The sequence below is a fragment of the Metasolibacillus sp. FSL H7-0170 genome, from assembly GCF_038593115.1.
GTDB classification, from domain to species: domain Bacteria; phylum Bacillota; class Bacilli; order Bacillales_A; family Planococcaceae; genus Metasolibacillus; species Metasolibacillus fluoroglycofenilyticus.
The window spans coordinates 2,659,862-2,679,030 of the sequence record NZ_CP151964.1 but is presented as its reverse complement, the minus strand read 5'-3'; the positions used below and the strand labels follow the sequence as shown (position 1 = coordinate 2,679,030).

Here is a 19,169-nt window from a genome sequence, read left to right as displayed (position 1 = left end):
TAACCATAATAAAGAACAGTAGTTCCTATTGTCAAGTATAAGTTATATAACTTATACTACCTATAAAGGAGGGGTAATGTGGCTATAAATAAGGATAAAAACACTCAAATTTTGATTACAATTTCTAATGAAAAATTGGCTGAGATTGATGACTTTCAGTTTAATAATCGTATAAAAAATCGAACAGAAGCTATTCGACAATTAATTGCTAAAGGGTTAGAAGGTTTTAAATCAAGTCAAAAAGCTGATAAATAGAGGGAAAAATACTCGCCTTTGTTATGTAAAGGCGAGTGCATATTTTATGCCAAATGCCCCCCGACTTTATTATTCCTTTCAATCGCTGTGCCACTCTTTGTATATGACACTGCACGTAATATTGATGATGGGCCAAAACGCTCTCTAATTTCATCGATTGTGTGAGCTAATACTTGTCGTTGGGCTTTTCGCTCGTCGAATAAATCAAGTTGAATACTCTGCGTTTTTTCCAAGTTAGAAATTCGCACAGCTAGTTGACGAGCGGGCTCACCTGCGAAATATTCATCCAGCAACTCTACACAAGTGTTATACATGTCCATCGTCTCGCATGTTGGCTCTTTTAATGTCTTGGACCTGTAAAATCCCTTTTCCTGCACCCTCCTGCTGTAAGACACACCTAAACTTATTGTACGCCCTACAAAACCTGCTTGTCGCATACGCATCATTACGTCCTCGCACATTTCCAACAATACGACAGAAATTTCCTTTCGTGTTGGGTAGTCGCGCATGAGCATTTGCCCTTTACCGAAGCTTTTTGTTTTTGTAATATCTGCATGTGGCTCTCCAAAAGTGGATAAATCAACACCCCAAGCATGATAGTACAACTGATTACCCATCACACCAAACCGCTTTTCTAACTCTTTTAAATCCGCTCTTGCTAAATCTCCAATGCTGTATATGCCCATGCTATTAAGACTTGCCTCAGTTTGCCTGCCAATGCCCCACATTTCAGAGAGTGGGCGGACTGGCCATAACTTTTTAGGTATGTCCTTGAACGTCCATTTCGCAAAACCTGTACGCTTTGCCTCTAAGTCTAACGCTAATTTTGACATTAACATATTCGGGCCCATGCCTACAGAGGACGGAATACCAAATTGATTATATATTGATTGCTGTATTGTTTTTGCTGTATCTTCTGGCGGTCCCCACAGTCTCATAGTACCTGTTAAATCCACGAAACTTTCATCAATACTATACACATGAATGGCTTCACGTGGCACAAATTGCATGATTAATTTTGTGATTTCGACTGACATCTGTAAAAAGTAATTCATACGTGGCTCATATAAGCGAATATCAGGATGTTTCGGTATCTCATAGCGTCGATTGCCTGTTTTTATTTTAAAACGTTGTTTCATCGCTGGCGAAGCTGCTAACACTACAGCCCCTGGTTGCGTAAGACTACCAACCACAGCAATTGCGTCATTAATTGGGTCTAGTCCCTCTTGCATCGCGATACAACTACTGTAAAAAGACTTCATATCAATACAAAAAATATCACGATTTGGCATTTGGTCGTAGTTCATATGACTTCCCGCTCTCTTCTACTAACAGGCATAATCGCAAGTGTATTATCTACTATAAAAGTACGTTTTGCACATTTATTGAAGCAATAAACCTGCATTGTATCGTCAGTTATTTTAATGATTTTCACACGTCTTTTCGAGATTTTACCGTCCTTCGCCATGTACATGATATCGATTAATTGCCCACGTTGCATTGCTTTTATTAGTTGATTTCGCACTTTACCCACTCCTCTTAAGAACGTTTGTTTGCATTAATTATAGAACAAACATTCCCATTTGGATACAGGTATTTTATTGGAAATAGAAGAGCCCGCTACATCTACATATAAAACTAACAAACATTGGTATCCATTTAACTATTACACTAATCTGTCTTATATAGTAGATAAAGCAAAAATAAATAATGTTTATTTTTCGTTGCATGTTATAATATCCAATAACAGGAGGGAGACATATGGCATGGAGAATAAGACCTACTATTTTACAAGACATTGATAATGAAATAGATTATATAATGAGTGTTGATGAAAACGGAATACCTAGCTTGAAAGATTTACTTCACCCTAAGAATGATTTATTACAATGGTTTACAATCACTGGGGTATTATTTACACGTGATAATCTAGAAAGTTTTATTACTGAAATTAAAACATTGAAAAACAAGTATTGGCAAAATGGTTATTATAATAAGGAAAGAGTTGTATTGCATTCACGAGATATTAGAAAAAGAACGGGTCCTTTTAATCCAAAAATAATAGATAATGAAGTTTTCGAGAAAGAAGTAAATACTTTAATGGAAGAGAGTGAATATGCAGTTTACAGTTTTTCTATTGATAAATTTGCTCATGTCAGGTCGTACATAACTCCATACCCAGTATATAATCTTTGTCTTGAATTTTTATTGGAAAGATATTGTTTTGCGTTGAACGATGATAATAAAAACGGAATCATTGTTGTAGAATCAAGAGGAAAAAAAGAAAACCAAGCCCTTCTTGATACAGCTTTAAAAATTATTAGCTGCGGAAACCGCTACCATGATCCTTCCTTTTTCTCTAATATTAAAGGAATTTATTTTAACCCTAAAAGAACAAAGGATAAGAAACTTTCCTATCCACAACTTGAATTAGCGGATTTAATTTCTTACCATATTCATAACTATGTTAAAAATAACTCTAAAAGTAATGAATATTTACTGATAGAATCAAAGATTTATAATTTTCCGGATTATAAAGGATACGGGATGAAAATATTCCCATAATCTTGAAGAGGTGATTATTGTGGTAATTTACGATGCAAAGAAAAGTCATAAGTTGCAGAAATTAGCAGAATGGAAAGAAGAAAAAGAATGTTTGGCTACCTCATTTTTTGATAAAGAACGACAAATAAAAGAGATTAAAGTTTCTAAAGGAGAAATTTTCAATTGTTATATAGGTGAAAATATTGGACATGAACAATCCAACAGTCGCCCTGTATTAATAATATCGTCCGATTTTTTTAATCAAAAAACATCTACCGTTACAGTTGCACCCTTAAGCACAAATGTTGTTACTAAAATAATTAAGAAAGGCGGGAGGACTCGAAAAGTTTTGAAATTCAAATCCCAGTATCTTTTACACGAAAAAAATTGTACCTTTTTAGAAGCTGATTCTGTCGTTAAATTGGATCAACTGAAAACTGTATGCAAAAGTAGATTACTGGACAAACTAGGGTGTATAGAAGACGAAGACATAATGCGTATTAACAAAAAGTTATCCGTATACCTTGACTTATAGTCTGCATATACTATAATGAGGATATGACATCGACCCCACGTGAGGTTGATATGTTGACACATGTTGGTTTGAGGTTATCTCAAACGCGTATCTGATGATACGTTTGTGGTTTTTATTGAAGGGTCCCTCTAGTGGGGCCTTTTTTATGTTTTAATTATCTTATATTAAAAGAACCGCCCTCCATATCAAATAAGAGGGCTTCATTAATTTAATCATATAAATCAATAAGTACTGTAAAAAAATCAACTTATTTTTATTGCTCATAAGTACGATTAATCACAGCAGCTTGATAGCTTAGTAGTTGCATATCATCGTATTTGTCGATGGCTGCGTCTGTGTGTACCTCCTTGCTGATAATGCGGTTTTCACGTGCTTTCTTAAGCAGTGCTCGTATTTCGGCGCGACCTGTGTTTGTTAGTACCTCCACTTTATTTCCCTCCTCTAGCGGCTTATTAAGTGCATCCAGTGCACTTTGCACACGTGCCTTGAAGCTTTCCCAACGCTTTTCATCCAAAATTCGATGCGGGCAATATTTTCCGCTCCAATCTTGATGCTTTTTAATACGTTCTACACCCCAACCAAACTGTTTTAATAATGTCGCAATATACTGTACAGCATTTTCCTCGGCTGCTTCATAACGAGCTCCACCACTTTTACTATAGCAAATTTCAATGCCAATGGATTTACGATTCCCATCACCTTGTCCATCACCGCAATGCCAGCCGTTACGGCTAAATGGCAGGCACTGAATTATCTCCTTGTCATCGACGGCCACATGGTAGCTTACCTCGTTATCATTGCGATTATGGTATGCTACTTCATTTGCTGCAGATGCATCATTTGCGGTGTTATGCACTGTAATGTATTGAGGCGTCATAGCAAATGGTGATTTCAATGGGTATTTATTAAATGAGAGCAAAGTTTGTTTGAATACGTAACTCATTTCACATTCTCCTCATGTCCGACATTATCTTTAACTATTTTTAACACGTTTTTCACAAACTTTGGTATTGGCGCATTCATTTTTACACCATTTTCAGCAATCGAAATAACCTCCACTGCAATATAAGCCAGGGCTGCACCATCACCAATATGACCGCCGAAAATATCGAAATCAGTATAATGTAACGCCACGTACTCCAATAAATAAATCGAGCCAATCAACACTAAAATATACATTTTTTTCGCAAAGCCATTAAAGCCAACCTTGAAGTTTAGTTCTTTATTAACCCATGCCGCCGTTAAACCTGTGAGATAATCAGCAAGCATAAAAAATAGGAGTGCTGTTACAGCAACCCCTACCCAATTGAACATATACGAGATAACCGCACCTGTGATGCCTGTTACCATTGCAATTTTATTTTCCATAAGACACTTCCTTTTTCTATTTCTTGTAATAAACACCCTCCACATGTATCTGCGGAAGAAATATAAAAAGCACCCTTTAATGAGGATGCTTAACTGTTTTATTCTCTATAGTGAATTAGTGCTGAATATTCAATACTTGAGTAAACACCGAATTCGGTATGAGTTGTAATTGCAGTTGGTGTAGTTGCATATTGAACACTTACAACTTGTCCACTCGAAATTTCTTCCAAAAACTCATTTACTTCTTGTTGAAACACTTCTCCACTCTCACTTTTTATTAATCTTACTTTATTCAAAATCTTCACCTCCCTTTATCTACTAGATTCGACAAAAGGAGAGAGTTTCCTTCAATAAAAATCTGCTACTTCTCACAAGAGTAATTACTACACATAATGGGACTATGGTGTTGTAGGTGGTTGATAATCACCAGCTAAAAACTCCACGCCGCTATCATGCAAGTGCTCATACACCTGCGGCTTTAAGCTTGTCGGAACCGCCTCAAACTCTAATTTCACAAGAATAACTCGTTGTGCTAGTAATAATGCCATCATAAAATCATCTCCTAATAGTTTAATTAGTATTTTTTGTAATAAAAAACGGAACATCATGAGTTAATCGCCAGAATGATTTCTGTCAATACCTCTTCATGAAATTCCGTTTGTTCTACCAATGCTGCGTTTTGCGCTTTTAATAGCTTATTTTCTTGCTCCAACTGTTCCATACGCTCTTCAGTAGTCTGCGCTGGCGGAATCGGTGTCGGATCATGTGCATCAATAATTGATTGCACTATGGTCATATCTGTACCTTCCGCAAATGTAAATTCTCCATCTCCATTTTCAAGTGCAAAAACAGGGTTAGGATAAATACCTTGTGCATTAAATTCTGTGTGCAATTTTGCAACATTTACATTTTTAATAATCATAAGTCACCCCACCTTTTTGACTGTAAATTGCGGAACCGATTTACTGCCTACTACGCTATTTAAAGCTACCCCTGATGTTTGGTAAGCTTGTAATTTCAATGTGTCTCCTGCTTTTAAGCTGACTAAAGCAGTAACATTAATATCTACTGGACGGTCTTGCGGTAAATAATTTACCACAGAAGCAAGGCTATCTGTATTATTTAAAAATACACGTAATCCTGCTATACCTTGAGTTGCTGATATTTGATACGATATATTACCTACAATTAAATAAACACCATCTTCGATGATAGTGATTGTAGTAGAAGTGCTCGAAGGTGTAAACATCCCTTCATGAGTGTTATCGTACATGTTAAATACAAGGTCTGTCCATGATGCTGAGGGTATGCTTTGCGTCAAAGTGCTTCGTGCTCTTACGAAATATTGAGTATAGTTGTCCAAGTGTGTAGCAAGTTGCTGTTGCACGTTTGCAAGATTCGTACTAACGATTTGGATCTTGTCGTCCACATATTTTCGACTTGCTACTGTTACAGCTGGGTCAATTTTTAGTGTTACTGCATTAGCATTTGAAACTTCCAAAATGGCTTTTAAATATAAATCTTTTGCACTGCCGTTGGTCAACAATGGCTTATATGTTTCAGGTACTTTACCAACTGCTAATAGATTATTTTCATCGTCAAATAATCCCATTTCTCGCACCATGAAGCCCCCAACATCTGTAGGGATAATCCCCTCACAAACAACCCAATTTGGATTATTTTCGTCAATGTAAATCGCATTGATATTCCCTCTCCATACTTCATGCACTAATGCCGTCATGCTAGCTGTGGGGTTATAGTATGCACCATTACTATCACCAACAGCGATTTGTGTAAAAGTAACATTTGTTTCGGTGACTTGTGCATTCGCAAATTTTGCTAGACCAATATTGGTGAGAATCATATAAAATTTTTCGTTCAAACTTATACCTCCTTCGGATAAATTGTTGCAATTTCAACTTGCCTATTTGTACTCGGTGTAAAAACCTGTGTTGTCATTGTAATATTTGTTATGGCATAAGGATAAACAGTGATTTCTTCGCCGTTTTGTAATGCACAACCTACTTCAATATTTTTATTAATTGAAGTTAAATAAACAGTCAAAGCCTCTAACCAAGATCGATTATTTTTGTACGTATTTACTAGACGGTCTAGCAAAAGTAAGAGCTCATCAGATATCCCCTTTTCAGACACTTCCAGAATATCGATTTTGAAATGATACGCTTCTCCAACATACTCAAACCATTCTGTTATTTTCCCTCGTAAATTTAACAAATCAAAAATTCTTAATAGAGCATATTTAGTACCTTTTTTTCGGTGAATTTCAAGCGCTTCTTGAACAACATTACGCTTTTCTTGTAATGTTAAATCCTCGTAAAAGTCTACATGTTTTTCATAAGCTAAAAAGTCAACCAGCACCTCTGGTAAGTTATCTACTCTACTTAACAAACTGTAGAGCTTAAACTCTTCATAGAGAGCCTGGATTTCAATTTCAAACGCTTCCGCAGCAGCAACAATAAAATCATCATGTTTTAATGATTCGGGCAATAAGTCAACAATACTAGTCATCTGTAAGCCCCTTGAAAACCAAGTTCATATTGGTTTCTTGAGCAATTTGGATTTTGGAAAGTTCTATATATTGTTCGCCTATGATTTTTATTCGTGCTGCTCCTGCATCCTTTAGTCGCGCAATGAGCTCGCTGCCATTTACGTCTCTGCCTAATTTTGATCTCTGCCAAACAATGAAATCATTGTAGCTAGCTTCTACATTTTGCATAATTGCGGTTGCCTGTGTGGATTTTGATGTAGCAATCCAATATTCAACTTCCATCGTGTATTCAACGATTTCAGGGATGGTTGCAATTACATTGTCGGTTAACGGGCGCACATCAGAGGCAGAACAAATCTCCAATATTTTGTTCAAATGCTCCTCAGTCGGCAACTGCCCGTTTTGTAATAGAGCTACTATTTGTGTGACACCTGGTGCTGATGAAAACACTTCCGCATCGATAATCTCTTGACTAGCTGTTAATGCATAATATTTATAAGCAAGCTCTGGTCCAGCAACTGAGAATTTTTCGGGAGCTAATCGGATGCGTTCCGCATAAGCATCGTCGCTTTCCTCGTCTACTCCACCACTTGTTTCAGTAATATTTGTAATTGCATTTACGTATGGCAAAGGATCTACAAGTGTCGTTATTTCACCAGCCAAGTAACCATTTCCTATGTCACCTTCGCTTTCGCAATACATAGTGATGTCAATTTCGTTAACACCAAGAGGCACTACAGCCGTTTCTTGTGTAGCAAAATATGTCTCTGCTACGAGCGCTCTTGTACCAGCAGGTATCACTAATGCAACAGGCCTATCTATTTCTAGTTTAAAACGTATGGTAGTGGATGCCGCTGTTGCAGGTAGCCGCGTAGTGGCCAGGTCAACACCTTTATGATCCAGGGCAATATCTTCTGCATAGGCTAGTAAGTTTTGCTTCAATTCATGCTCCGCCTTATTCCGCTCTAGTGCTACGAACATAGCTAAACCCTCTACGAATTTTCGACGAGGGTCTGCACGTCGGAATTCTAATCCTGTTTTTTCACTAATATGAAAAAGCATATCTGCTAAAATTTGTTCTGGTGCTTTATTAAAAAATTCAATATCAGGTAAATCAAAGCGATTCGTCATTGAGTATCACCTTCACTTTCGGTACTAACCTTCCTTTTGAGTAATCTCCTTCAAATTCAATCGATTCTACTATTACACGAGGCTCAAAGTTTAATATCGCTTCAGTTAATTGATTGATATATTTCGCTTTTGTGATGTGTATAGGACCATCTATGCCATTGTCCCAGCCAAAAGCACGATCAAGTGGGCAGCTCATCATCGTAGTGCCCATTAAAAAAGCAACGTTCTGTAAAATTTCATCTACTCCCGTCGCTCCAAAATTTATTTTTTTTATTGGCTCTACTACGTACATAACATCAACCCTTTTTTAATGTGGAATAAGCCGCGCTTGCTGTAATGTATTTACCGCCTCCTAGCGAGTACCAACCATTTTTCTCACTATAAACTGTTAATTCATCATTTCGCATTGCATAGCCTAACACTTTATAATTTACTCCTGGTCCGCTGCGAATGTGGACAGATTTTACTGTAATTTTCATCGTACCTAATCGTTTTTTAGATGATGATTGATTGCTGCTTTTTACAGCAGCAACAGTTTTTTTCTGTGAAGTATCAGCTGGCCGCTTTGGATACTCTAGCAATTCTATATCGGCTTCAATTGATAATACATTGCCCATATTATCAATTTGTTTGTGTCGCTCTACAATTTTATCGATGACCCAATAATTAACGGAAATTGGCTTATTACCACGTACAAACAGCGCCTTCTTGCCACGCCTTGCAAACTCTCTTAATGCAGCCATTGCTTTTTCTGGATGTACGCCAAATTCAGCACGAAAAATAATTTTAAAGCTTATTGTATCTGCTCCTGGTCCTTCAAATTCGGGGACAGGCTTATGCAAATAAACTTTATGTTGCTCCCATCGCGGTCTTGTTGTGCGCTGAAAATCAGCATATGTTTGTGTTTTATTTTCCGATACCTCAAAAATCAGGTTGCCGAAACTGCCTATAATCGCCAACTAATCACCTCCAAGAGGAATGATACCCAGTACATAGCCTGTTGTTCCGTTAAATACACATAATACTTGTTGGTCAATCGTAGGTAGCTCTGGTATTGGATTTAATGGATTGTGAGCAAGCACTAATAACTCCGCTGATACAACGTTATCGGATTGTTCTTTGCTCACTCTGATTGAATTACGTTCAGCATGAACACTTACTACTGTACATTCTTCTATTTTCATTAATATCCCTCCAAGCAGCGACGTAAATCAAGTGATAAAGAGGTTGCTTTCGTTTTACACTTTGTTACAATGTACTTGCCATCTAGCTTGCCAAATCCCATGAGCTTAAATGTCATTCCTGCGTCGATGTGCATGCTGGTGAACACTTCTAAATTAAAGGTTGTTTCGTTTTTATTTGCTTCACGTAGTTTCTTTTTTGCTAAGCGCAGTGCCTCTGCTTGCGATTTCACTGCTTCTTTGACTACCAACGTCCGCCCAACTTTTTTAGCTTTTGGCGCACTAAAGGTTGCAGAAATCCGCTTTTTCTTTTTGCTATCATAGTGCGTTACACGGCAGGCTTTATAAGTACCATAAGCGCTTGTTTGCCATGAATAATCAATAATTTTAATCTTATCTGTATCTTTGCTAACTCGGTAGATGCTAGCCACAGGAGCTTGTTTTTCATAGTCTTCCTCGTCCAATACAACAATGGTGTTATTAGCAATTTTTAAGCAAAATCCTGTTTCTTTACAAAGTCGATAAATAAATTTCAAATCTGTTTCATTTTCTTGCTCATAGCGATCCTTTTTCGGGTTATCATTTGCTTGCCATACAAGCTTCATTTTATTTACCTTGGCCACATCGGATATAACAGTTTTCAAAGCTGCTTTTTCCCAAGCTTTACACTTTTCTTCTCCGCGTAAGCTAGAATTTTCTGAGACAGCTAGTGCACTAATTGTAATAGTATTACGATTGCCTTTAATATCATCAATCTCAAACAATCCAAGCTTCGTCTTGATCTCCTTGTCTTCCCAGTGACTACGAATAATCGTAGGACTTAAAATAGACCCTTTGCTTGGGAACCATTTACCTTGCCACAATTTATTAGTATCTTCTAGTTTAACGCTCAAATCATCAATTTCGCTGGAGAGATTATCTGTGTATGTCCAATCCAACAAATATTGTTCCAACTCTGCTGATATATCCTGATGATTGTACTGCAATTTAAAAAATGTTCTTTGTGCAGTTAACACCTCACTCACAGCTCATCCTCCTCTCCTAACCACGCAGGGCGAGGCGTATAAATAGCTGTGTCGATTTCTGGCACTTTTAATTTAATACCACCATCAAAAATGATGATATTACGATATTGCTGGTTTGCTTCAAGTAAAAGAGGCAGCAAATATTCGCTACCCCATAACCGATAGGCGATTAAATCCCATGTTTCACCTTGTACCGTTATATAGCTACTCATATGCTGTCCTCCTGTTCGTACTACCATCAATTTGCAAATTATTAATACGCTGTTCTAAATTATTAAGTGCCTGAACAACACGTTGCCCAGCAGGTTGGATATTTTGTAAAGACACAACCCAGCTGCTTGCTTGCGCTGTCCAAGTGACTAAAGTGCTCATATTGTGTGTGACAAGCCCTGTTTGTTCATCCAATGCAGACATGGAGCTTACCATTGTGGCACTTGCTTGCGCTGTGTCGGTTGTTAATTGAGTAAATGCCGTGGTGCTTGAATTGATTGATTCGTTAAATTTCGTAGTTGATTGAGTTATTTGTGTATTATCAACTTTAGCGATAGCCGTATCGGATGTTGGCGCAGGAGCAGGCGCTGCGATTGCTTTTATTGGCTCAGCCGCTTTTCCTCCTAACCAACTACCTCCCATAGATCCTACAGCGCCACCTATCAATCCACCAATAGCAGTTCCTACACCTGGGAAAATCGCAGTTCCAATAGCTGCTCCGCCAGCTGCGCCTCCCCATCCACCAGCTGCGCCACCGATTGCTTTTCCGGTAGCTCCAATTTTATCATCAGCACTAAAAATACTACCAATTGATGCGATTGCTGCTAATGGACCAAGCGCCTTTTTACCAAGTCCCCATGCTCCTGAGAGCGCTTTGCCACCAAAATCTTTTGCTTTTGGTAATAGACCCTTGCCCTTATCCCACAGACTTGAAACGGCTTTACCACCTGCCTCGGTTGCTTTTTTTCCAAAGCCCCAAATGCCAGATATAGCCTTACCACCAAAATCAGTTGCTTTTGAAAATAAACCTGTAATACCTTTTTTCGGTTTATTTTTACTAGAACGTGTTGCTTTGGTTGTATCATCTGTGGTGGACATGGCTACAGCAGTTGTATTTTTAGGTGTTTCAGCTTTAGCGCTCCCACCTTTTTTACCTGTCAAAATGTCTTTGCCTTTACCAAGCGCATATTTACCTGCTGCTAGCCCGCCAGATAGTAACAAGCCACCTGTCAGCGAGTTTGCAACTCCTCCCATTGCCAATGCACCTGCAAAGTTACCATTCATCGCTTCGTTAAAAGCGCCTTTAGCAGCTGTCGTAAAGGCATTAATCCAAACACGACCTGCTAGTGTACCTAGCTCTGTAAAAATACGTCCAATAGCCTCGCCACCAGAACCACCAAGCCATGCTTCTGCTTTGGCAATAGATTCATCGAGCATAAATTCGAATTTGTCACTCATATTCATGCCGCTGAACATTTCATAGCGCGCTAAATCTTCTTCGTATTTTGCCATTGCAAGTGCAGCATAATCGGGGTCAAAATCAGGCTCAATAACTGGTTTGACAGGCTCGGCCATAAATGGTGCTGTAATATCTTCTAAGACCCTTGCTACCGCTGTTCCAGCGGCTTCAATACGGGGTAAATTGCTTTCGATAATCCCTGCGATTCCGTTCATACGGTCCTGCAATACAGCTAAAATAGGTGTCGCAAATGTAATTTGAGCAGTTTCAAATGCCCCGCTCATTTCTTCCTTGGCACCTGCGAAATTATCTTTCATGATTGCAGCCGCCTTAGCTGCAGCACCCTCGGAATTTTCAAGGGCTCTTGTCATTTTTTCTAATTCATCTGGTCCAGTTGCAATCAATGAAATAAACGCTGAAGCCGCTTCTGTGCCGACTAATTGTGATAATGTTGCTGTTTTAGATGCATCACTCATACCTTCGAGTGATTTATCTAATTCACGAATAACGCCACTGAGGGCTAGCATTTCTCCTTCGGCATCTTTAACGTTAATACCTAGCTTCTTCATCAATTTTTCTTGCGTTTTTACTGGATTATTTAATTTCAAAAAACCTGCACGTAAGGCTGTACCCGCTGTTGATCCATCAATACCTTTATCAGTGATAAGTGCGACCGCTGCTGCTGTTTCTTCGAGACTGTAGCCCAAGCTTGCAGCTGGGGCACCTGCATATTTAAACGCATAGCTCATATCGTCAACACTAGCAGCTGAACGATTGGCCGCTTCTGCTAATACATCTGATACCCTAGATGCTTCTTGTGCTTCCAATCCCCAGATGTTTAAAGCAGCAGCAACAGTTTGGGAAACAAGTGTTAAATCTTCTCCTGACGCTTCCGCTCCTGCAATAATGCCTGGCATAGCTCCAATAATAGAGTTTGCATTAAAGCCACCTGCTGCTAATTCATCCATCGCTAAAGCTGTTTCGGGAGCGGATAAACTAGTAGAAGCACCTAATTTAAGTGCCGTTTGCCTTAAATCCTCTAGCTCAGTTTTGGATGCATCAGCTTTAGCAGCTACTTTTGATAATTGTGCTTCAAAGTCCGATGCTACACTTATGGATTGCACAGCGGTTGCTGCTGTTGTAGCTGCTGCACCTATACCTACGATAGTTGCAGCTGTTTTAGCCTTGTTAAAGGCTTTGCCCAGACCAGCGGTCATATCGTCGCGAAAAGCTTGTTTTCGTGCCTGCGCAACTCTGTTTTGCTCTTCCATTTGTCTTTTAGCAGCTGCTGTTTCTGCAGCTAGACGTTTTTGAGCACTTGCTGCATCTTGCATTTCTCTCTCTAGTGTTTGTAGCTCTACGCCTAATTTTTGCGTTTCATCCGTGTATTGCGATTGATGTATTTTACCTTGGCGGAAGTCATTCCCTAAGCGATCCATCTCACGTTGTACAGCTCTTGCTTCGCTTTTTAAATCAACTAGCCCTGAATTTGCTTTACGAAAAGCATCTGTGAAGGAGCTACCGATAGCCCCTTTCAGTTCAACGGTTGTTTCAAACGTTTTAGACACTATCTTCAGCTCCTTCTGCCAACAGTTCTAACCACGGTATGAGTTCAATAAAGGGCATGTTCAACCAATATTCCAAACTCGTCCATGTATTGGTTGTAATATTTAAAAATAACTTTCTTAATGTCCTAGCATTACCGTCTTCCCCTACCACTCTAAGAAAAAATTTCTTGTTTGGAAAATGACCTCTAAATAATCTGCTGTGTGCAGGCGCATTAAATCTTGCGCTAAAATTTTTGATCCACGTGCAGCTATTTGTAGTAACACCTGCTGATTGAACAAGTTATCAAAACCAAGTCGGTGTCCTTCCTGACGTAAATCTGAATCAATCTTTAATACATCTGCACCTGTCATGCCTGAAAAATCTAATTTCACTTCATTTAAAAGAGTCCCATCTAAAGTGATAGGACTCTTAATTGGTACAATAATAATGCTTGATTTTTCGTTTTGTTTCACTTGCTCTTGTACTACTTCTTTGTTTTTTTCACTCATCTTATTTTGCCTCCTACATGCCTAACGCATCGCGTAATTTTTGTGAATAATCGACGCCACCGACTTTATAAATATAGTTGATTTTATCGACTTCAATTAATGTTTCGCCATCACATTCTAACTTCATGTGTAATACTTCAATTTCCGTGCTACCTTCGTAGGGGCTGCCCTTTTGAGCTTTACCTAAATCATTTTTAGTAGGTATACCACGCACATATAAGCGATTTGCAGTGAACTCATGCTTACCTAGCTGTTCATAATATTCCTGATTGGCCATGCGACAATCAATTTCCATTGCTTCAGGTCTAAAAAACGAGAGCAATTCTTTACTAGTCACACGCCAATTCAGTGTTAGTTTCATCGATCCTAAGTGCCCAAATGCTGGCGATTCATACTCCCCTAAAATACCTGCTCCATTAATAGATTCAGTCAAGGGCTCTAAGCTTGGCAACTGAATATCCGAAATGCCTTTGTAATCAGGATTTCCCGGCTCATACACCCGAAAATCATTTAACTTTTCTGGAATAATAGCTGACACTATTTTTCACCGTCCTTTAATTAAAATAATGAATTGTAATACGATGGATCAAATTCGAGTAAATTTTCGATATCTTGTGCAGGTACAGGCTCTGCTACAAAATAGCGTAAACGGATTTTACCCGATAATAAGTCAGTGAGTGGGTTATCGTCACGACGAAACTCTACTCGACCACCTAAAATCACATTGGCATTATGCAGCCCATTAAACCAATTATTCATTGTATCAATGATGTTATCGATTAAGCCGCGTGTTATCGGCTTGTCCACCTTACTCCATGTCGTAAGGATAATTGTATTGGCAATCCAGTTGTGCATGATGCGTACAGGAATAAACATATCCTTCACATCAGTAACGGTCGGAAATGCTCCTGTACAGTTCCCCCATAATACCCAACCGCCCATGAAATTAAGGGCTGTTGTAATGCCTTGGCTATTGAGTAGCTCTGCTTGGTCTGGTCCTAAATCTACTTTAGTGCCATCTTTCAGTACCATCTTATTCATCGACAAGTTTTTATTCGATGGAGATTCGTGTGGGTAATCTCCATTATTACTAGCAACTTTTGTCACTAGACAGGATGCTTGTGTTGACATATGGTACACTTTGTCACCAAGGGCTACCATTGGCCAACAAGGTGCTTCGTTTGTGCCTACATAGTTATTTTGATTTTTCCACTCATTAGCTTTTTGATAATGATTCGCTACTGTTGTGTCGATATCATCCCAAGCGAACGCTCTGAAATATGTGTTTACAGCAGAAGCTTTCGCCCTCATGACTGCCGCAACACTCGGCATAGTAGAATACTTCGGGGCAAGCACTTGACCAGGAACAAGTCTGAATTTCGGGAATACTGCATTTAACAGCTCTAAACCTTTGTTAGACCCTGTATCAATATTAAAGCCGCCGATAATATCGTCTTCGTCAACTAATGACGGGTCGAGCGCCTCGTACTCTACATATAAGTTTGTGGCTTGCTCGTTTGTTATTAGTGCAATGATTAGCTTGCCATCATCGTCAAATGTCAGGATATAATCTTCATCTACCTTCAACGGCTCTGATGCTATATCCAATTTTACTTTTACGCTATTTCGCAAAATACCTGTTGTTTGTAATACAGCTTTTGCACGAGTGACAGTTACTTCTTCATTTCCAGCTTTTTTGTGCACCGTTGGATCAAGTACATTGACGAAAACAATTGGTGCCACGTTAAATTGCCTGAAGGCTGCGTCCATCATTTCGCAAAGTGTATAACTGTCCCAGTCATCAGAGTACCCAAGTGCTGTCACTGCCTCCTCCCACGAATAGGCGAGCACTGGCTCGTTTACATATTCCGTTGTTTTAGCTAAATTGATTGGTGCAGTACCGAATACTACTTGTAGCGTAGCTGTTGCAACTACAGGTACTGATATAGATGTCGGTACTTCTGTTACACGAGAACCATGTCGAAATGCCATATTATTTCACCTCACTTAAATATTCTTCTGCTTTTTTATATAGCATTGAATCAACTGAACTGCTATCAGCTAGCAAAAGTTGTTTGTTGGTTAATTCACTTGGTTTGATAAATAATGTTCCTAATGCCGAACATGCTTTAATATGTTCTTGCACATGCTGGGGCAACCCACCCTCATATACTACATATTTAGGTAATGTTTTTGTTGGTGGACCAACATACATAAACTTCTCAGGCTTATTTTTCACTTTGCCTGCATTTACCGCTGCCTCGACAATCGTTTCACCTACTTGTTCAGCATCTGCTTTTGTGACTTTTTCTTTAATAGAACTCACTATTTAACACGCTCCTGTTCTTTTGTTGGATTTGTGGTATATCAAATGTCACTTCCATTACACCGTGCCAAGATGGTTTCATTTGATTTTCAAATAGAGCAGATTCGATAGTTCCTGTTAGACTTGCCGCACCAATGTATTGTTCTTCACGCAATTTAGTCTTTACACGTATCATTAGACCTATTGTGTCGCGCCATCCATTTTGTTCATCCTCGTTATAAGTACCGACTAATATTCGATACGTTACTTGGTTGCTGTCAAACATCCTATCTTCATCGCCTAAATATCTGACAATAATAAAAGGATAATCCTCTTGTTCTGGACTATCCTCTCCGCGTCGTTTATTAACTTTAGGTGGTAAGTACCCTCCATAAACAGTAGGCGCTTTTTCAATACCATCTTTTGTTTTTAAGATATAATCTGCCATCTCTTTTTGTAGGAATGTTACTAAATCATCTAGGATACTTAGTACATGCATTAAAATTCTCCTCTCAATAGACGACCTAGTTCATGTTCTAAACGCTTATCTAATACATCTTGTGTACGCTCATGTATATCATTGTAGACTTCATCGTTCCCCATCATTTGGGCAACAGAAGGACCAAATAGTCCTTTAATAGGATATCTACTTTTATTTACACGAGTAAAAACATTTACATGGCCATTTCCAACTCTAGTCACAAACCCTGTTCCAATTGGTTTTCTACCACCTTGTTTTTTTACCCTTGCTCTAACATTTGCTACGTCAGGAAAAGATGGTGTTACATCGAATTTCATGAGAGGTAATACAGGTCCACTGGCTTTAATCTGCGCATTAATATTATTCAGCGAAGCCTTACGTATTTTTATACTACGTTTTATATCACCTGCATTTAATACATATTTCTGTCTAATGCTGACACTTGCACGAGTCTTTCCTGCTGTAGCAGCACGATTTATAGCTCTCCATAACACAACTTTTGCCTGCCTAGGCGTAGCTCCAAATAAATCAATGATATCTTGTGCATTTCTTATTTCCACACTTAGCGCCAATAGGCTCACCTAACTTTCATAAGCAGAAACAACAATACGAATAACTCCCTTTTCATCGCCTGTTGCTTCAACAAAGTAATTTTCACCATCTATTGTAATTTCACTGTCTACTTTCGGCACATAAAATTCAGCAGATTTTACATAGATAGTTTTCAGCACCTTGAATACTTCTTGTGTTGCATAGGCTTGTTCGCGTGTAAAGCCAGCAATATTATCTGTAGAGTCGTTATCTACAATAATCGCCAAAACATTTTCACCATCAATTTCATGCAAATTTGCAAATTCCTCAGCATTAAAAAAAACGCCCAAATCCTCCTTAACGAAGTCTTTAAACGTTTTATTCATTGAGCTCGGCATTAGGATCGTCCTCTAACAATTCGTCTGCTTTCCCCTGGTTAATGATAGCTGCAATGACGTCTGATTTACGGCTAATACCCGTTAAGTCCACGCCTACTTCTGTTGCCGCGCGTTTTAGTTCATCGGCATTGTATAAATCATCAAGCTCTGCGCTTAATTCTTCAAATAATTCAGGTGGAATTTCATGTGAATTGTTATCGATTTTTTGTTTTCGCAATTCCTCTTGTGGGGTAATCACAAATTCAGCCGCTTTTAATTTTACAAGGCGCTCACTATCTTCTTTGGTTAAACCTTCAATAATAGCACCTTTTAAATATGTCACGCCGTCATGACGGATATTGTGTTTTGCTCTAATCACTCTTTAGCCCTCCTTACAACACTTTAGCTACGTACCAGCTGTTTACCTCTTTAGGAATTGGTAAAGGCTTCGAGCTAAGTTGTAAAATTTTACGTGCAGGACGCTTTTCAGTCCAGGACTCAGGTACACGTTCCGCTTCATAAGTTACTAAATCATCATCTTTAGCAATCGTTACAGCTGCATATGACATAAGAGATTCTGCTTCTGTAGAAACTACAGCGACATGACCACTTGGTACAATTGGTTTTGTTGATTGAGTTGCTTCATCATAGTAAGATGCAGCATATTCGTAAATATCCCCCACTCCTGCTAATTTTCCGATATATGTTACACCATTCGCTAGGTTTTGAGGACGTAATTCACCAATGTTTATATTTCGGATATCTAAAAGCTTTCTGATTTCTTCGTCTGCTAATAATGCATCCGTTACATCGGGAGCAATAATTGTGATATCAGGATTAACAAATCCAGTATCTTGTACAGCACGCACCCAACGCTTTAGATCTGCATATTTTTTTGATGTACTTGCGCTCCATAAATCTGCGCCAGATAATGCTTCACGATTTGTATGATTGAAGTCAATAATGTAATCAACGCCATCACCTTTAACCTCAACCTCACCGTTAAAAATTACTTCTGCACACATTACTTCCTCACGACGAGTAATCATATCATCTAGCATCTTTAAGTCGCTAACAAGTTTAGCTGCTCCTCGCTCATCTGGTGTACGCTGGGAATAAATGTTTTCACCCATTGCACGTTTTTGTAAGTCCTCAGCTGTTGTAATTGTAGTTGGAGCAACTAATGGAGGTTCAAATGTTTTTGTTTGATAACCGCTGTTTTCAACTACTTTGCCCCCAATTTTTTCACTTACATAAGGTGCTACTTTAGCCTGTCCTTTTCTAATATCTACATCAATCTTTTTTGTAGGTGACATTTCACGACCTTTAAACACTGTATCACGCAGGAAAGTCGTCACTCGGGGCATACGCTCCACAAACTTTAACATTGTACGTGTTTCAAATAAATTTACTGCCATTG

27 protein-coding genes and 1 pseudogene are annotated in these 19,169 nt (G+C 38.7%); 3 read left to right on the top strand and 25 right to left on the bottom strand.

All coding sequences use genetic code 11. The features are described 5' to 3' along the window. Positions 1 to 78 precede the first annotated feature (78 nt). On the top strand, positions 79 to 255 hold the full coding sequence (locus MHH70_RS12640; RefSeq protein ID WP_342471658.1) for a hypothetical protein: 177 nt from the start codon (positions 79 to 81) through the stop codon (positions 253 to 255). A gap of 44 nt (positions 256 to 299) precedes the next feature. On the opposite strand, the gene MHH70_RS12635 is transcribed toward MHH70_RS12640, so the two are convergent. Together MHH70_RS12635 and MHH70_RS12630 are read right to left on the bottom strand one after the other, a co-directional pair. Further along, the gene (locus MHH70_RS12635; RefSeq protein WP_342471657.1) at positions 300 to 1,562 is read right to left on the bottom strand and encodes a UV damage repair protein UvrX; all 1,263 of its coding nucleotides are present in this window, start codon (positions 1,560 to 1,562) and stop codon (positions 300 to 302) included. Further along, the gene (locus MHH70_RS12630) at positions 1,559 to 1,780 is read right to left on the bottom strand and encodes a transcriptional regulator (RefSeq protein ID WP_342471656.1); all 222 of its coding nucleotides are present in this window, start codon (positions 1,778 to 1,780) and stop codon (positions 1,559 to 1,561) included. Before MHH70_RS12630 ends, MHH70_RS12635 begins: the two co-directional genes overlap by 4 nt. A 236-nt stretch (positions 1,781 to 2,016) precedes the next feature. On the opposite strand from MHH70_RS12630, the gene MHH70_RS12625 reads away from it, so the two are divergent. Together MHH70_RS12625 and MHH70_RS12620 are read left to right on the top strand one after the other, a co-directional pair. After that, positions 2,017 to 2,820: a DUF3800 domain-containing protein gene (locus MHH70_RS12625; protein ID WP_342471655.1), complete on the top strand. Its 804-nt coding sequence runs from the start codon at positions 2,017 to 2,019 to the stop codon at positions 2,818 to 2,820. 19 nt (positions 2,821 to 2,839) lie between these two features. Then, complete coding sequence (locus tag MHH70_RS12620; protein ID WP_342471654.1) at positions 2,840 to 3,334, top strand: type II toxin-antitoxin system PemK/MazF family toxin; 495 nt, start codon at positions 2,840 to 2,842, stop codon at positions 3,332 to 3,334. Between the two features lie 454 nt (positions 3,335 to 3,788). Here MHH70_RS12620 and MHH70_RS12615 read toward each other — a convergent pair. From MHH70_RS12615 to MHH70_RS12505, 23 genes and pseudogenes are all read right to left on the bottom strand, one after another. After that, positions 3,789 to 4,277: pseudogene (locus tag MHH70_RS12615) on the bottom strand (N-acetylmuramoyl-L-alanine amidase family protein); the annotation flags it as partial. Further along, on the bottom strand, positions 4,274 to 4,702 hold the full coding sequence (locus tag MHH70_RS12610) for a phage holin family protein (protein WP_342471653.1): 429 nt from the start codon (positions 4,700 to 4,702) through the stop codon (positions 4,274 to 4,276). The gene MHH70_RS12610 and the pseudogene MHH70_RS12615, both read right to left, overlap by 4 nt. A gap of 98 nt (positions 4,703 to 4,800) precedes the next feature. Continuing rightward, positions 4,801 to 4,998, bottom strand: a complete 198-nt coding sequence (locus tag MHH70_RS12605) for a sporulation protein Cse60 (RefSeq protein WP_342471652.1) — start codon at positions 4,996 to 4,998, stop codon at positions 4,801 to 4,803. A 102-nt stretch (positions 4,999 to 5,100) separates the two neighbouring features. Further along, complete coding sequence (locus tag MHH70_RS12600) at positions 5,101 to 5,253, bottom strand: hypothetical protein (protein ID WP_342471651.1); 153 nt, start codon at positions 5,251 to 5,253, stop codon at positions 5,101 to 5,103. A gap of 53 nt (positions 5,254 to 5,306) precedes the next feature. Then, a complete protein-coding gene (locus MHH70_RS12595) occupies positions 5,307 to 5,624 on the bottom strand; it encodes a hypothetical protein (protein WP_342471650.1) in 318 nt (105 codons plus the stop codon). A 3-nt stretch (positions 5,625 to 5,627) separates the two neighbouring features. Then, complete coding sequence (locus MHH70_RS12590) at positions 5,628 to 6,584, bottom strand: phage tail protein (RefSeq protein WP_342471649.1); 957 nt, start codon at positions 6,582 to 6,584, stop codon at positions 5,628 to 5,630. 2 nt (positions 6,585 to 6,586) lie between these two features. Next, positions 6,587 to 7,231: a phage tail protein I gene (locus tag MHH70_RS12585; protein ID WP_342471648.1), complete on the bottom strand. Its 645-nt coding sequence runs from the start codon at positions 7,229 to 7,231 to the stop codon at positions 6,587 to 6,589. Continuing rightward, entirely contained in the window at positions 7,224 to 8,342 is a 1,119-nt protein-coding gene (locus MHH70_RS12580) for a baseplate J/gp47 family protein (protein ID WP_342471647.1), read from the bottom strand. The genes MHH70_RS12585 and MHH70_RS12580 overlap by 8 nt, the downstream gene beginning before the upstream one ends. After that, positions 8,326 to 8,634: a hypothetical protein gene (locus MHH70_RS12575; RefSeq protein WP_342471646.1), complete on the bottom strand. Its 309-nt coding sequence runs from the start codon at positions 8,632 to 8,634 to the stop codon at positions 8,326 to 8,328. The genes MHH70_RS12580 and MHH70_RS12575 overlap by 17 nt, the downstream gene beginning before the upstream one ends. Before the next feature lie 4 nt (positions 8,635 to 8,638). After that, positions 8,639 to 9,301, bottom strand: a complete 663-nt coding sequence (locus tag MHH70_RS12570) for a phage tail protein (protein ID WP_342471645.1) — start codon at positions 9,299 to 9,301, stop codon at positions 8,639 to 8,641. Further along, entirely contained in the window at positions 9,302 to 9,526 is a 225-nt protein-coding gene (locus MHH70_RS12565) for a hypothetical protein (protein WP_342471644.1), read from the bottom strand. Then, on the bottom strand, positions 9,526 to 10,548 hold the full coding sequence (locus MHH70_RS12560; RefSeq protein WP_342471643.1) for a contractile injection system protein, VgrG/Pvc8 family: 1,023 nt from the start codon (positions 10,546 to 10,548) through the stop codon (positions 9,526 to 9,528). Before MHH70_RS12560 ends, MHH70_RS12565 begins: the two co-directional genes overlap by 1 nt. Then, on the bottom strand, positions 10,545 to 10,760 hold the full coding sequence (locus tag MHH70_RS12555) for a hypothetical protein (RefSeq protein ID WP_342471642.1): 216 nt from the start codon (positions 10,758 to 10,760) through the stop codon (positions 10,545 to 10,547). Before MHH70_RS12555 ends, MHH70_RS12560 begins: the two co-directional genes overlap by 4 nt. Beyond that, a complete protein-coding gene (locus MHH70_RS12550) occupies positions 10,753 to 13,566 on the bottom strand; it encodes a phage tail tape measure protein (RefSeq protein ID WP_342471641.1) in 2,814 nt (937 codons plus the stop codon). The genes MHH70_RS12555 and MHH70_RS12550 overlap by 8 nt, the downstream gene beginning before the upstream one ends. A gap of 144 nt (positions 13,567 to 13,710) precedes the next feature. After that, complete coding sequence (locus MHH70_RS12545; protein ID WP_342471640.1) at positions 13,711 to 14,055, bottom strand: hypothetical protein; 345 nt, start codon at positions 14,053 to 14,055, stop codon at positions 13,711 to 13,713. 13 nt (positions 14,056 to 14,068) lie between these two features. Further along, positions 14,069 to 14,593 carry a phage major tail tube protein gene (locus MHH70_RS12540; protein WP_342471639.1) on the bottom strand — a complete coding sequence of 175 codons (525 nt, stop codon included), beginning with the start codon at positions 14,591 to 14,593 and terminating at the stop codon, positions 14,069 to 14,071. Positions 14,594 to 14,613: 20 nt separating this feature from the next. Next, positions 14,614 to 16,047: a phage tail sheath family protein gene (locus tag MHH70_RS12535; RefSeq protein ID WP_342471638.1), complete on the bottom strand. Its 1,434-nt coding sequence runs from the start codon at positions 16,045 to 16,047 to the stop codon at positions 14,614 to 14,616. A gap of 1 nt (position 16,048) precedes the next feature. Beyond that, positions 16,049 to 16,381 (bottom strand): hypothetical protein, encoded by a 333-nt coding sequence (locus MHH70_RS12530; RefSeq protein WP_342471637.1) that lies wholly within the window; start codon positions 16,379 to 16,381, stop codon positions 16,049 to 16,051. Then, the gene (locus MHH70_RS12525; protein WP_342471636.1) at positions 16,368 to 16,859 is read right to left on the bottom strand and encodes a hypothetical protein; all 492 of its coding nucleotides are present in this window, start codon (positions 16,857 to 16,859) and stop codon (positions 16,368 to 16,370) included. The genes MHH70_RS12530 and MHH70_RS12525 overlap by 14 nt, the downstream gene beginning before the upstream one ends. Then, positions 16,859 to 17,413: a phage tail protein gene (locus MHH70_RS12520; RefSeq protein ID WP_342471635.1), complete on the bottom strand. Its 555-nt coding sequence runs from the start codon at positions 17,411 to 17,413 to the stop codon at positions 16,859 to 16,861. The genes MHH70_RS12525 and MHH70_RS12520 overlap by 1 nt, the downstream gene beginning before the upstream one ends. Before the next feature lie 9 nt (positions 17,414 to 17,422). Next, positions 17,423 to 17,722, bottom strand: coding sequence for a hypothetical protein (locus MHH70_RS12515; RefSeq protein ID WP_342471634.1), 300 nt, complete (start codon positions 17,720 to 17,722; stop codon positions 17,423 to 17,425). A 28-nt stretch (positions 17,723 to 17,750) separates the two neighbouring features. Then, positions 17,751 to 18,128 (bottom strand): hypothetical protein, encoded by a 378-nt coding sequence (locus MHH70_RS12510; protein WP_342471633.1) that lies wholly within the window; start codon positions 18,126 to 18,128, stop codon positions 17,751 to 17,753. 13 nt (positions 18,129 to 18,141) lie between these two features. Then, positions 18,142 to 19,167, bottom strand: a complete 1,026-nt coding sequence (locus MHH70_RS12505) for a major capsid protein (RefSeq protein WP_342471632.1) — start codon at positions 19,165 to 19,167, stop codon at positions 18,142 to 18,144. Between the last annotated feature and the right edge of the window lie 2 nt (positions 19,168 to 19,169).